Source organism: Phycisphaerales bacterium, from assembly GCA_020852515.1.
Lineage (GTDB): Bacteria > Planctomycetota > Phycisphaerae > Phycisphaerales > UBA5793 > UBA5793.
Genome location: JADZAS010000015.1, coordinates 226,644 through 240,095, shown reverse-complemented (window position 1 = coordinate 240,095; position 13,452 = coordinate 226,644). Strand labels below are relative to the sequence as shown.

The following is a 13,452-nucleotide window of genomic DNA, read 5'->3' as shown; positions in this document are numbered from 1 at the left end:
GACGACGGCACCCGAGCCCGTCGCGCGTTTCGCACGGCGGTTCCTACGATTGCGGGACCATTTCAGGAGTCCCGGCGGTGAGTCGCGAATCATCTTCAAGTTCCAGCCGCATCGCCGTCATCGGCATGGGGCGCGTGGGCGTCGCCTCCGCGTACGCCATGCTCATCCAGGGCGTGGCCGATCGGCTGGCGCTCATTGACGTCGACCGGCCCAGGCGCCATGCCGAGGCGCTTGATCTCAAGCACGGCCTGACCTTTGTTCCGACCTGCGACATCGTCGAAGGCGATCTCGATGCGGCGGCGGACAGCGACATCGTCGTCATCACCGCCGGTGTGAAGCAGAAGCCGGGCCAGAGCCGCCTCGATCTCGCCGAGATCAACGCGACGATGCTGCGCGACATGATCCCGCGCGTGGTTGAAGTTGCCCCGCAGTCGATCATCCTCATGGTGACCAATCCGGTGGACGTGATGACGATGGTGGCGCAGTCCGTCGCCGCGCCGCTCGGCTTTGCGCCGAGCCGCTTGATCGCCTCGGGCACGGTGCTCGACTCTTCGCGCTTCCGCTCGCTGCTGGCGGCGCGCCTCGACGTGGCCGTGAGCAGCGTGCACGCGTCGATCGTCGGCGAGCACGGCGATTCAAGCCTGCCGCTGTGGTCTTCGGCCACCGTCGGCCACACGCCGCTGCACCTCTACGAACCGCGCGGCAAGCGCCCGCTGAACGTGCGCGATCGCGTGAGCATTTTTGAATCGGTGCGCGGCGCAGCGCAGGAGATCATCGCCGGCAAGGGCGCGACCGATTCGGCCATCGGTTTGACCGTCGCTCGACTGTGCCGGGCGATTCTGCGCGATGAAAGGGCCGTGCTGACGGCGGGCAGCGTCCACGGCCAGGCGCCGCCGGGCGTGATGATGGAGGGTCCGACGTGCTTCTCATTGCCGACCGTTGTCGGCCGCGAGGGTGTGAATCGAGTCGTGCTCGAGGTCCCCATGAACGACGCCGAGAAGGCGGGACTCAGTGAAAGTGTGCGGGTGATCCGCGAGGCGTATGGGCGGGTGGCGAAATCCTGAGAAGGCTCACGCAGAGTCCCGGGGATCGCAGAGAAGAGCCGAGCCATTGGACGAATGATGCTCAGTAGCCTGACAAATGCTGCACTCGCCGCCGTGCATCATCGGATTATCAATCATTGGGATCATGATCTCAATCTCATCGCATTACGCTCGCGGCCGTATCGCCCTGTTCTGGCTCGCGGTCTGTGTCTTCATCACGCCATTGTACATCTACTTGACGTGGGTTGGATTGCACCTTCCAAGGAATCCTGCAAAGTCGGCCCTCGCCTTCAGGAATCAGTCGTGGTCGATGTGGTTCAGCGTGCTCGCTCTGTTCATGACCGTTTCGCAAGGCATCATCGCAGGCGGCTGGCGACGCGAACGAAAGAGAAGGTGAGTCTTCTCTGCGGTCCCTGCGCCTCTGCGTGAGGTTCCGCTATCTGCGGGCCATCGTCGGATCCATCTTCCACCGTTGCGAGCGAGGCCGCGCTGGCCCGGTCGAGGATCACCGACGCTCCGAGCCGGGCGGGCTAAGATCGGTTTCAGGGGTTTTGAGTCAGCGCCGGCCATGCCGAACACCGCCAATCTCACCATTGCCGTCTACAGCGAGTCGTCGGGCTGGAAGCTGCCCGCGGCGCTGGTCCAGCAGATCGCGGACTGCAGTCAGGGCGTGCGCGTGCGGGCGGTGGACAGCCGGGCCGAACTTCTCACGTTGCTGCCCGAGACGCATTACCTCGTCGGGTTTCCGCTCAGCGACGAGGACTTTTTCCGCCACGGCCGCAACCTGCGGTGGATTCAACTCACGAGCACGACGCCCGATCTGCGCGTCGAACTGCCACGACTCACGGCGTCAAGCGTTCGGCTGTGCACGGCGTCGACCATCCAGGCCTCGCAGCGCGCCGAGCATGCGGTGATGCTCATACTCGCGCTCGTGCGGCGTCTCAACGACGCGTTCACCGCCCAGCTCGACCACACCTGGGCGAGTCACGAACTGTCCAAGTCGATCGCGGACCTCGAGGGGATGACGGTGGGCATCATCGGCATGAGGACGCTCGGCCGGGCCATCGCCAAGCGTCTGCGCCCGTTCGAGGTGGAGATCATCGCGACCCTGGGAGACCTCGAAAATCCGATGAGCGGCGTGGATGAGATGCTGCCGCCCGAGCGGATGGATGAACTCATCGGCCGCAGCGACGTGATCGTGCTCGCGGTGCCGCCTACGGCGGTCCGAAACGTGGTGCTGAACCGGGCGCTGCTTGAGAACTGCCAGAAGTCCGCGTTTCTCGTCAACGTCAGCCACAACCGCGTGTGCGATGACGCAGCGCTGGCCGAGATGCTCGCGCGGCATCGCCTGGCGGGCGCGGGGCTGGATTCGTTCGATTCGGCGCCGCTGCCGGAGAGTTCGCCGCTGTGGCGGATGACCAACGTCCTGATTACGCCGCGGGTGGCCAGCGTGAGCCCGCGCTATTGGGAGCGCGCGACGACCATCGTGTGCGAGAACCTGCGGCGGCTGCTCGACGGCCGGCCGCTCATCGATGAATGGACCGCCGAGGACGGCCGGGAGCAGACCACCCCGCCGGCGCCCGAACCCTCACCCGAACACGCCTCCACATGAATACGACGCGCGAACGCAATGAATACGTGCTGGGTACGCAGGATGCCGAACTGCTGCGGCTGGGGTTCCAGCATCGCCTCTGGTCGCGCCAGGCCGCCGAGGCCTGGGAGGCGGCGCAATTCCGCCCGGGCCAGCACCTGCTCGACGTCGGCTGCGGCCCGGGATATGCGACGACCGATCTGGCCCAACTCGTCGGCGCCAAGGGCCGTGTGCTCGGCATTGACACCTCCGAGCGATTCATCAACTACCTGCGCGCTCGCGCTGCGGCCATCGGAATGTCGCATGTTGAGGCGGAGGTTGGCGACGTTCAGGCCATGGACCTGCCCGAGGCGTCGTTCGACGGGGCGTATGTGCGCTGGGTGCTGTGCTTTGTCAGCCAGCCGGAGAAGGTCGTGCAGGGCGTGGCGCGGGCGCTCAAGCCCGGCGGGATGTTCGTGTTGCAGGATTACTACTACTACCGCGGGCTGGCTGTCTGCCCGAGCAAGCCCGTCGTGCGCAAGGTCGTCGAAGCCGTGGATCAGAGCTGGCGAATGCGCGGCGGCGACCCGGACATCGGCAAGCGCCTGCCCAGAATGCTCAAGCAGGCGGGTTTCGAAATCGTTCGCATCGACCCTCTGGTGCGGGCGGCGCGGCCGGAGACGGCGCTGTGGCAGTGGCCCACGACTTTCTTCGCCAACTACCTGCCGGCACTCGTCGAGATGGGCCTGATCACGCGCGCCGAGGCCGATGAGTGGAATGAGCACTGGACCGACTGCACCGCCGATCCGGCCAGCGCGTTTCTGACGCCGCCGATGCTGAGCATTGTCGCCCGGCGCGTTGATCCATAGCGGCGCTGTCGGGACAGAGCACCGAGAATTCGAAAGCCATGCGCATCATCGCCGGAGAATTTCGCAGCCGCCACCTCGCCTCGCCGCCCGAGCACATTCCGACGCGGCCGATCACCGATCGCGTCAAGGAAGCGATGTTCAACCTGCTGCGCGGCCATTTCGAGGATGTGCCGGTCGTTGATTGCTTCGCCGGTGCGGGAGGGATCGGGCTCGAGGCGATCAGCCGCGGCGCGGCCCACTGCCTGTTTGTCGAGCAGAGCCGCATCTGCGCCAGGACGCTCACAAGCAACATCGAAACCCTCGGCGTGAAGGACCGGTGCGACGTGGTGATCGGCGATGCATTGAGCCCCGCCCTCCCGGCGCGTTTGCGCAAGTCCCCACACGTGATCTTTCTCGACCCGCCCTATGCGCTCACTGAAGATCCGACGCAGCGGTCGCGGCTTCTCGAGCAGATGTCGAGGCTGGCGGCGCACATGGATCCGGCGGGCTACCTCGTGCTGCGCTCCGCATGGCCGCTCGAAGATCCGCGATTTGAGCATCCGCAACTGCTCGGGCCCGAAACGCACGAGTACAACAGCATGGCGGTGCACTTGTTCCAGCCGGCGGCGGCCGAGGGTCCGGTTACATCTCCATGACGGCGTGGACGAGACTGGGGTCGTCGATCAGGTTGCGGCCGCGGAGTTCGACGAGTTCGATGAGCACCGCGATGGCGACAATCTCGGCATCCAGCCGGCGGATGAGATCGCACGACGCCTTCAGTGTGCCGCCGGTGGCAAGCAGATCATCCACGAGCACGACGCGTTCGCCCGGCTTGAGCGAATCGACGTGGACTTCGACGGTGTCTTTGCCGTATTCGAGGCCATAGGCGACCTGGTGCGTCGCGCGCGGGAGCTTGCCGGCCTTGCGGATGGGTACAAAGCCGCATGACAAGGCCTGGGCGATGGCGGTGCCGAAGATGAAGCCGCGCGACTCGGTGCCGACGACGGCGTCGATGCCCTGGCCGCGGAACGGGTTGGCCATGAGTTCGACGGCCAGCGCCAGGCCGGCGGGATCGCGCAGCAGCGGCGTGATGTCCTTGAAGAGGATGCCGGGGATCGGGTAATCGGGGACGTCGCGGATGAGCGAACGCAGATCAAGCATGGCAGGCTCGGACATGAGCGCAGTGTAGCCGCGAGGCAGGCGATGTGCGTGTTGTCAGGGCAAGTTGCTCGAGGCCGGAGCGGCGCAGGAATGTCGCCGCGCCGCAGCGGGCGACCTCGGACAGACGCCTCATTCTGGCGAGAGGCGTGCCGAGGCGCAGGCATCCGCGACTGCTCCGGTCGCGTCCGTGGCGGTGACGTACACCTTGATCCAGGCTGCAGCTGGATTGCTGAGCACTTCGCGCGGCAGCGCGGCCGCGAAGCGGCCGGCGTCGTCGAGTGGCACGGCGGTGCGCCAGAGGACCTTGTCATTGGCGAGTTGGTAGTTGCTCTCGCGTGCGGCGTCGAGCACCTCGCCGCCCACGCCCGCGGTCAGCCGCATTTCGCTCAGACGAGGGATTGTCTCGCGGCGCGTTTCGATGGTGATGACCGCCTCGCCGCCGCGAGCTTCGGCGACGCGGCCGGCGACACGCGCGTTCGGTGCGTCGAACTTCCAGTCAACCACGTCAGTCGGCGGATAGGCGATGCGCGTCGCCGGATCGCCCAGCAAGCCGTACATGCCCATGTGCATGAGCCTCAACTGGCCCGGCGTGCTCTTCCACTTCATCGCCACGGCGATGGGCGCGGCAAGCCCTTCGAGTTGACGATCGATCTCGTCGGGCCCGGCCAGTTGACGCATCGCCGCGAGATGCGCAGCGCCTACGCTGGCGCGGCGCCGCTCGCATAACTGCTGCGTGAAACCCTTCTGTACCAGCGCGTTGGCATACGGATGGCTGATGCGCGTCGCCGCGATCACGGCGACCGGCCCGTTGCGGTTGAAGAGCATCATCTCGCCCAGCCCGCGGCGCTCGGCCGGGAGATCGACGCGCCCCGTCCAGCACGCGACGAGCAGGGCAATGGGCAGGCGATTGCCGCTGCCCTTGAGTTGGCGCAGCGAATCGATGCTGCACACGTCGTACCGATTGAGGCCAATCGTGAAGCGATCGAGCATGCCGATCTGGCCGTGGCCCATGTAGTTGACGAGCAGCGCGCCTTCGCTGAGCCGATCAAGCACGACCTGGCTGAAGCGCTCGGGCGGGGCGCAGTATGGTGAGCGCGGGTTCGCGTACGTCATGTTGACGTCAAAATCGTAGGGCACGATCTGATCGAGCATGTTGATGAACAGGCGCTCGAGCAAGGCGTCAATCGCACCGAAGCCGCCCTCGCCGGCGAGATAGGTCAGCCGGCGGCGCCATGGCCCGCCGGGCGCCTGCGTTTCGTAGCGCTGCACCTTGTCGAGCGCCGCGAGCGCCTCGTCGGCGCTGCGGGCCGGCACCCGGCCCAGCGCAAAGTCGGGCAGGTCGTCGAGATCATCGGCGAGTTGGTACGGCAGGTCGGTGGCGATGTCGGCCAGACCATCACGGCCGATGAGATCCGCGTCAGTCTGCGGCCGATGCCAGGTGGGAATCGCCGGGCGGCCGTCGGCGTCGGCCACCGGACCGAGCAGCAGAACAGCAAAATCGCCATCCGCCACGCCCGAAGTCCGCGCTGCTGCAAAGCGTCGGCGCAGTTCGGCCTGGAGAGCACGCGCGAACTGCTCGGGTGCAGCGTCGGAAGGCGCAAGGAAGTCGGCGTCGAGATCCTGCACCTGCCAGCCCGTCGCTCGGCGGAATTCGCCCCACTGCTGCGCGACATCGGCCAGCTCAGGTCGGTGCACCACGACCCAGATGCGCTGAGCCGCCGCCGGCCGCGCGAGCAGCAGTGCAAGAACCAGGATCAGGATTCGTCTCCACGCGGCCATTTCGACCGGAGGATAGACGGCCGCCGCGACGGTCACGTCATTGGAATTCTGCTTTTTTCGGTGCACCGGGCGTGCTCCGGGAATTCGTCTGCCCACTCGGCCTGGCGGTTACGAGCTGTCACTGGAGGCGAACCTCCAAGTGCACCGAGACCCCTTTGACCAGGAGTTATCCCATCATGTCCCGTTCAATCACGCTCATCACCGTGCTGGCCTTGTGCCTGGCGCTCGTCGGCCTGGAATCACGTGCCGCGGCGGATGACCTCTCCGTGACCGGCACCTGTCCGGGCGAGGTCACGTTCACCATCTCCGGCTGGGAGCCGGAGAGCAACGTCGCTGTACTCTTCTCGACGGCGCCGGGCTCGCTCCGAATCCCCAGTGGCTACACCTGCGCCGGCACGCGGCTTGGGCTGAGTTCGCGCCATATCCGCGTGCTCATCAATTTCCATACGGACGAGTTCGGCTATGCGAGCTACGCCCTGCGCCTCCCGGCGGGCGCCTGCCGCGGCTACAGCCAGGCGATTTCGATCGACACCTGCAATACTTCCACCGTTGAACTGCTGCCCTGAGCAACGCCCACCGGCAAATCCACTCACCCCGACCGGCCGCGCTTCTGCAGAGGAAGCGCGGCCCGTCGTCATCATTGCGATTCGTCCACCGTCGGCACCGGCGCGCCGCACTCTGGACAAGTGGGCTTGGTGAGCTTCTCGGTCGAGTACCCGCAGCGCAGACATACAGCCCTGGGTGCCGGGACGAGCCAGCGGGCGATAGAGCCACTGCACAGGACAAGCAGAACTGCCGGCGCCAATTGCTCCAGACCAAGATAGAGCCATTGAAATGCACCACTCGACGGCGCGAGACCGGCTTTGATCATCGGGCGACGATCGAAGTACCACATCGCGCCGCGAATCAGCGTCATCGCGGCGACAGAAGCAGAGACCAGTGCAGCCCCGCGGCACACGACAACCACGATCATCCGCAGGCAGCGGGCAAAGTGGAAAGCGCGATCGAGTTCGGTCATGTCAGTGTCCTCCGCGCCACGCAGGACGAGTTGTGGACGGTTGCCCGCGGCGCTGACGCGAATCAGTTGCCGAACAGGTCGCGCTGCGCGAACATGCCCTTGTCTTCGAACCACTTCAGGGCTTCGGGGACGTCGCGGAAGATTCTCGTCGCGGTCTCGGTGATGAACGGCGAGGGGTTCTTCTTCGGCTTCCAGACGACGTAGACCTCTTTGGTGTGCTCGAAGGCGTGCTGAAGTTCGCGCTCGACGCCGCTGCTCAGGCCCGGCATGCCGCCGGGCAGTTCGGGAATGAGCGAGACGATCATGTCGGCCTGGTCGATGAGTTTGAAGTCGCGCATGTAGATCTGGCCGTCCACATCCCCGGCGATGTCAAGCACCTGCCGCACCGGTACGCGGATCGGTTCGTCGCTGATCTTGCGCCCGCCGAAGGAATGCGGCTCGACCTCGAGAAAGTCCTTGCCTGTGCGGGCGCCTTCGATGGCGCGCTCGAGCAGCAGCTTCTCATCCACGTCGCCAGGATCGAAGGTGATGAAGTGGTTGCTCAACTGCGCGCGGAACTGGTCGATCTCTGCGAGCACTTCGGGCATGTCGAAGACGTGGCTCATCGGAAAACTGGGATACACCTTGCGCATGTCGGTGCGCGTGATGAGTTGCACGCACGAGCGCACGGTGTCCTGGTGCCGGCCGCGCGCGAGGATGTAGAACCGGTCGCGGCAGCCGACGGCCTGGGCCATGAGTTCGGTTGCGAGAATCTCCTCCTCGCGCCACACCATGCAGTCTTTCATCGTGGCGTCGATGTCGTGCTCTTTGTGCAGGCGATGGTGAACGACTTCGATGTTGTCCACGAGGCAGATGAACATGTCCGGCTGCATCGCCTGGATCTGGTCGAAGTCGAACGCCGAGAACAAGCCGTGCCGCCAGCGGAAGGTCGCGTGCGTATTGACGATGATGTGGCGCATTCCGGCGGACTGGGTCATGACATCCTTGAACACGCTGCGGCGCAGGGCGTGCAGGCGGCTCAGGGGCAGATCGAGGATGCGGCCGGGGCGGACGTCGGGCGCCTCGGCGTACATCATGTCGCCGACGTGGAACGTCTCGATGGCCGTGCCCTGCTCACTGGACCGCCGCACCACGGCGTCGAGGTAATCCTTCTTGTCCATGCCGACCTGGCCCGTGACGATTGCTCGCATAGCCGCATTCTAGCGAGTGTGCGGCGCGGCAGGCGCGCTGCGGCGCCCGCTCATGCGTTTCACATCGTCCTGCGGCCCCTGCTCTAAGGTTGCGTAACCACGGGCCAGTCGTCGGTGCGGAATGGTGCGGCGGGCAGACCGGCGACATTGAACAGATTCGGCTGAAGATCATCATCCCAGCCGTATCGAATCGCGGCCGGCTCGGCGACGTCGGGCGACCACACCACGACGCGGCCACCTTCGATGCGGGCCTGCGCCGGCACGAAGCGCCGATCGCGTCCGGCGATCTGAAAGCCGACGGGCTCGTCGCCGCGCCAGTTCAACCCATCGGCGTGAGTGAACGACACTTCGATGCGGCCGCCGGTGCGGCGCATCGACTCGTAAATTGGCCCCGAGTATTCGCCGACGCTGCGGCCATACGTCTGGCTCAGCGCCCACAGCGCCAGCCGCTCGCCCACGGCCTTTTTGTTGCGCGGGTGAATATCGGCGACGTTGCCGACATCCATCGTGACGACCATCCCGGTGTTGGGCGCCCTGTCCATCGTCAACTGCTGCGACTCACGCACGACGGGCGTCTCACCCTTCTCGTCCCAGTAGCCAAACGGCGCGATCTGCACGAAATAGAACGGAAACTGCTGGGGCGTCGCGCCCCAGGCCTGCCTCCAATTGGCGATCATCGCAGGAAAGAGACGGCGATAGTCGTAGGCGTTGCTTCGATTCGATTCGCCCTGATACCAGATCGCGCCGCGCACCGCAAAGCGGCGGATCGGCGCAATCATGCCGTTGTAGAGTACGCTGGGCGAGTTGGCGTGCGGTACGGCGCCCGCGGGAAAGGCGCCGAGTTGCTCCATGGTCGCGCCTCGCCTGGTGCGCCACGCGCCGGCGAGGGAGATGCGGTCGGCGGTGTCAGTCGCCGCATCGCCCTGCCTGTGGATGGTGAGGCTCATGCTGTCTTGCCCGCCCGCGAAGCCGCCGGCGCCGCCGGTGTCGACGACGCGCACGGCGATGGAGTTGGCTCCGTCGCGCAGCACGCCGGCGGGCACGTCGTATTCGCACGGGATATACCACGTGCCGGCCGTCTCCATGCCGCCCACGCGCGCGCCATTGATCCACGTCGTATCCATGTCGTCGATCGGGCCGAGGCGCAGCGTCGCCTGGCGCCCGGCCGATCCCGCGGGCACGTCGAAGGTGCAGCGGTACCAGACGACGCCGTCGAAGGCGCCCGCGGGTGTGGCGTCCCACACGCCTGGCAGAGCTGACTGCTGCCAATCCGAGTCATCGAGCGATTCCGCGTGCCACGCCGCCGCCTCGCCGCTGCCCGGGTCGATCGTGCGCAGCCGCGACCACCACAACAGTCGGCGCTCGGCAAGCAGGCGCTCGGGCAGTTCCGGCTGAGCCCGCACGCGAGCGAGGAAGTCGAGTTCGTCGCCGCAGACGTTGAGCGAGCGCAGTTCGGGCTCGCTCAACCACGCCTCGACGCGCGTGCCGCCCCAGTTGGAGCCGATGAGGCCGATGGGGATGTTCATTTCGTCCTGCAGTGCGCGGGCGAAGAAGTAGCCCACGGCGGAGAACTCGCCGACCGTCTCCGGCGTGCAGACAACCCACCGGCCGCCGCACTCCTCAGTGGGCGACACGGCCAGCACGTTGGGCACGTCGAAGAATCGGATCGAGGGATGATCCGCCCCGGCCGTGATGGCGGGCGTTCCGTGGTAGTCTGTTCCATCGGGGCCGATCGCATTTACCGACCATTCCATGTTCGACTGGCCGCCGCAGATCCAGACTTCGCCGACGAGAACATCGCTGATGGTGATGCCGTTGTCGGGGCCGCTGATCTGCAGTGTGTGCGGCCCGCCGGCCGCGGGCGTGTCGATCTGGACACTCCAGGCGCCATCGGCGCCGGCGGTTGCACGTTGCGGCGTCGCGCCGCTCCACGAAGGGGCGATACCGATCTCATCGCCCGGATCAGCCCAGCCCCAGATCTTCGCGCGCGCGTTGCACTGCAGCACCATGTGGTCCGAGATGATTGAGGGCAAGGTCACATCGGCGGTCCCGATGCCGGCGGCGAACACTGACGCCAGTGCGGCTGCAACGCATGCGATGGAATGATTGCTCATGGGGTCTCGCTTCTGGGAGTTCTCGTGCCCGGCACGCTGATGCTATGACCGCCGATCGACTTACTCGGGGACAGTGACTCACTGGCGCGCCGGCCGGGATCGGTTGACGATGTAGTCAAGGCCGCTTGGCTCTCCGGGCTGTGGCCGGAGGACGCGCGCGGACTCATTTTCTCCGACGTCTCTCCCGGCATTATCGATGCCATCTACGCCAAAGGAGTAGAGCCAATACGGGTGTGAGTCGGAGCCGGTGGGAGCCCTCTTCACGTAGCCGAATGCGCTGCCCGACAGCGGATCCACGGGCAATTCAGCCATGAACGTCGGCACGAGGGACTCGATTCTGTCGGGAAAGTCACCGAAGGTGCGGTGATAGCGATCCAGCGCCAGCATGATGCGAGTGGCCGCCACCGTCATGTCGTACTGGTCGTAACTCCACACTCCCCGATCGATCGGCGTGAGGATAGACATCAGCAGGAAGTGGCTGCGGCCCAGGGTCTCGACGGCGTCGCTGGGGTATCCGTCCGCGGCTGCCCGTTCGAGGCGGGACGAGGTCACGTAGCGAACGACGGAGTCGAAGTGGTCTTGGGCCATTTGCGTCGTTTCCCGCCGCGTGGGACACTCTTCGCCGACAGCTTGCATCGCTCGATACAGAGGCTCAAAGTCATCCGAGACTTCTTCGAAAAAGACCTCGCCGAGAAAGAGGCCGCTTCCATGGCCATCGTCCGTGTGACATCGCTGAATCGTGTCAAGAACCATCAGGCGCTCGCCTGCGACGGCCAGTGAGATGTCGCTCAGCGCGGCGTGCGCTTCAATGCTGCGCATCGCCGCCGCCAGAATCTCGTCTCCGAGCGTCGCCTCCTGAAGTGTCCAGCCGATCTCACTCAGTGTGAGGCTGCCGATGGATAACGCCACGAGATGAGAGAGGAAAAGCGGCTCTCTGGAGATCGCCTGCGCCAGCCGCAGGTTCCGCTCGATCGCGGCGATGAAGGTCTCACCGTCGCCATCTTGAGCCGCGATGCGCATCAGCGCGGCGTTGAGGCGCGCCAGGTCTCTGGATTGAGGCAGTTCGGGCAGCAGGATGTTCATGATCATCACGGATGGGTCGCCATAGTCCTCGCGCACCACGCGCGGCTTCGATAACGCCGCGTCGATGCGATCGAGCACTCCAGATGAGCGAACGAGGTCGATGAGTTGTCGCTCCGGATCAGGCAGATGGGGCTCGTACGGCCCTATGCGAATGCGATCAAACCTGCGAATCGATCGGAGAACGTCTGCGTTTGCGTCGATGCCCTCGATGTCGGATTCAAGGATCTCGCTGAACTCTTCAAGCGCGGCGGCGAGTTCGGGCCAGCCATTCGCGCCGCCGCCGGGCTGGGTGGAGGTCGCCAGGGCCGAGAGTGCTTCGTGGTAGTTGACGGGGGCCGAAGGCGCTACGCCTCTGGAGTCGCGAAGTGAGTTCAACGCGAGCGCGCCGAGCGCGAGGCAGAGAACCGCAACGCCAAGCAGCATGCGGCGGAGGACTTTGCCGCTGGTCAGTCGATCAGTGATCCTCATCCTCGTCGCCCTTTGATTCACGGCTGCCCGGCACGGCGGCCGGAGCGGTTGATCCTGCGTCGGCGGCGCGGCGGATCTCGGCGTGACGGATCTGTCCGCCGAGATGGCCGGCGTGGCCTATGCGCCCGCGGCGTAATTCATGCTCAAAGACCCACGAAATGTCTGTCCGCCCAGGCGGTGGCGAACCGGACTGAGCATAGGCGGACGAGACCCGCCTTCGCAGTCCGCCGCCGCGCCTAACCTCGTCGGTATGAGAGTCTGGCTCAACGGGCGGTTCGTGCAGCGCGATGAGGCAACGATCAGCGTCTTTGACGCCGGGCTGCAGCATGGCATTGGGCTGTTTGAGACGATGCTCGGCGTGGGGCCGCGCGTGTTCCGCGTCGATGCGCATCTCCAACGCCTCGTCGGGTCGGCCCGGCAGCTGCGCCTGAGCGACTCGCTCCGCGCCGGTGCTCTGGCTGAGGCGGTGGAGCATGTTGCCGCCGAGGCCGGTCTGCCGCGCAGCCGCATCCGACTGACCATCACCGGCGGCGATCTGAACCTGCTGCAGTCTCAGCATCAGGCGCCGGTCGATCCGACGATTCTCATCGTGGCGCAGCCGGCGACGGAGTATCCGGAGTCGTTCTTTGAGCGCGGCGTGCGGGTTTCGATCGCCGACGGGCGGCTCAATCCGCTCGACCCGGACGCGGGGCACAAGACGCTCAACTACTGGCCGCGCCTGCGGGCGCTGCAGCAGGCGGCCGGAAGCGGCGCGGCCGAGGCGCTGTGGTTCAGCGTGAGTAACCACCTCATGTCCGGCTCGGTGAGCAACGTGTTTGTAGTCAAGGACGGCACGCTGCTCACGCCGATTGCGCGCGGCGAGGAGGCGCAGGGCGCGCTGAATGCGCCGGTCCTGCCGGGCATCACTCGCGCCTTCATCATCGACGCCGCCGCGGAGATGGACATCGGCACGGGCAGGCAGATGCTCGACATCGACGCCCTGCTGAACGCCGACGAGGCGTTCCTGACCAATTCGAGCTGGGGCGTGCTCCCCGTCGTGGGCGTGGAGGCGGAAGCCATCGCCGACGCCATCCCGGGCCCGATCACCCGTCGCCTGCGCGAGGCGTGGCAGACGGCGATTTCCGGCTGAATCACCGCGGCTCCATGGCCGATAGCACCGGGAAAACAGCCTATCCTTA

Annotated in this window: 12 protein-coding genes; 6 read left to right on the top strand and 6 right to left on the bottom strand. The window is 65.9% G+C overall.

Annotated features, from left to right (window positions below; genetic code table 11):
• Window positions 1–77: 77 nt before the first annotated feature.
• The 4 genes from IT430_10850 to IT430_10835 all read left to right on the top strand — a co-directional run bounded on the left by IT430_10850 (window position 78) and on the right by IT430_10835 (window position 4,117).
• The gene (locus IT430_10850; protein ID MCC6908430.1) at window positions 78–1,064 is read left to right on the top strand and encodes an L-lactate dehydrogenase; all 987 of its coding nucleotides are present in this window, start codon (window positions 78–80) and stop codon (window positions 1,062–1,064) included.
• Window positions 1,065–1,611: 547 nt separating this feature from the next.
• Entirely contained in the window at window positions 1,612–2,655 is a 1,044-nt protein-coding gene (locus IT430_10845; protein ID MCC6908429.1) for a hypothetical protein, read from the top strand.
• Complete coding sequence (locus IT430_10840) at window positions 2,652–3,482, top strand: methyltransferase domain-containing protein (GenBank protein MCC6908428.1); 831 nt, start codon at window positions 2,652–2,654, stop codon at window positions 3,480–3,482. The genes IT430_10845 and IT430_10840 overlap by 4 nt, the downstream gene beginning before the upstream one ends.
• 38 nt (window positions 3,483–3,520) lie before the next feature.
• Entirely contained in the window at window positions 3,521–4,117 is a 597-nt protein-coding gene (locus tag IT430_10835) for an RsmD family RNA methyltransferase (protein MCC6908427.1), read from the top strand.
• On the opposite strand, the gene IT430_10830 is transcribed toward IT430_10835, so the two are convergent.
• Window positions 4,104–4,622 (bottom strand): adenine phosphoribosyltransferase, encoded by a 519-nt coding sequence (locus tag IT430_10830; protein MCC6908426.1) that lies wholly within the window; start codon window positions 4,620–4,622, stop codon window positions 4,104–4,106. The genes IT430_10835 and IT430_10830 overlap by 14 nt on opposite strands.
• A 129-nt stretch (window positions 4,623–4,751) precedes the next feature.
• Complete coding sequence (locus IT430_10825; protein MCC6908425.1) at window positions 4,752–6,467, bottom strand: hypothetical protein; 1,716 nt, start codon at window positions 6,465–6,467, stop codon at window positions 4,752–4,754.
• A 110-nt stretch (window positions 6,468–6,577) separates the two neighbouring features.
• Here IT430_10825 and IT430_10820 point away from each other — a divergent pair, with 110 nt between their 5' ends.
• On the top strand, window positions 6,578–6,967 hold the full coding sequence (locus IT430_10820; protein ID MCC6908424.1) for a hypothetical protein: 390 nt from the start codon (window positions 6,578–6,580) through the stop codon (window positions 6,965–6,967).
• 71 nt (window positions 6,968–7,038) lie between these two features.
• Here IT430_10820 and IT430_10815 read toward each other — a convergent pair whose 3' ends face one another.
• The 4 genes from IT430_10815 to IT430_10800 all read right to left on the bottom strand — a co-directional run bounded on the left by IT430_10815 (window position 7,039) and on the right by IT430_10800 (window position 12,274).
• Window positions 7,039–7,419, bottom strand: a complete 381-nt coding sequence (locus tag IT430_10815; GenBank protein ID MCC6908423.1) for a hypothetical protein — start codon at window positions 7,417–7,419, stop codon at window positions 7,039–7,041.
• A gap of 62 nt (window positions 7,420–7,481) precedes the next feature.
• Window positions 7,482–8,609: an AAA family ATPase gene (locus IT430_10810; GenBank protein ID MCC6908422.1), complete on the bottom strand. Its 1,128-nt coding sequence runs from the start codon at window positions 8,607–8,609 to the stop codon at window positions 7,482–7,484.
• An 83-nt stretch (window positions 8,610–8,692) separates the two neighbouring features.
• A complete protein-coding gene (locus IT430_10805) occupies window positions 8,693–10,723 on the bottom strand; it encodes a beta galactosidase jelly roll domain-containing protein (protein MCC6908421.1) in 2,031 nt (676 codons plus the stop codon).
• Between the two features lie 78 nt (window positions 10,724–10,801).
• Window positions 10,802–12,274 (bottom strand): hypothetical protein, encoded by a 1,473-nt coding sequence (locus tag IT430_10800; GenBank protein MCC6908420.1) that lies wholly within the window; start codon window positions 12,272–12,274, stop codon window positions 10,802–10,804.
• Between the two features lie 250 nt (window positions 12,275–12,524).
• Here IT430_10800 and IT430_10795 point away from each other — a divergent pair, with 250 nt between their 5' ends.
• On the top strand, window positions 12,525–13,403 hold the full coding sequence (locus tag IT430_10795; GenBank protein MCC6908419.1) for an aminotransferase class IV: 879 nt from the start codon (window positions 12,525–12,527) through the stop codon (window positions 13,401–13,403).
• Window positions 13,404–13,452 lie beyond the last annotated feature (49 nt).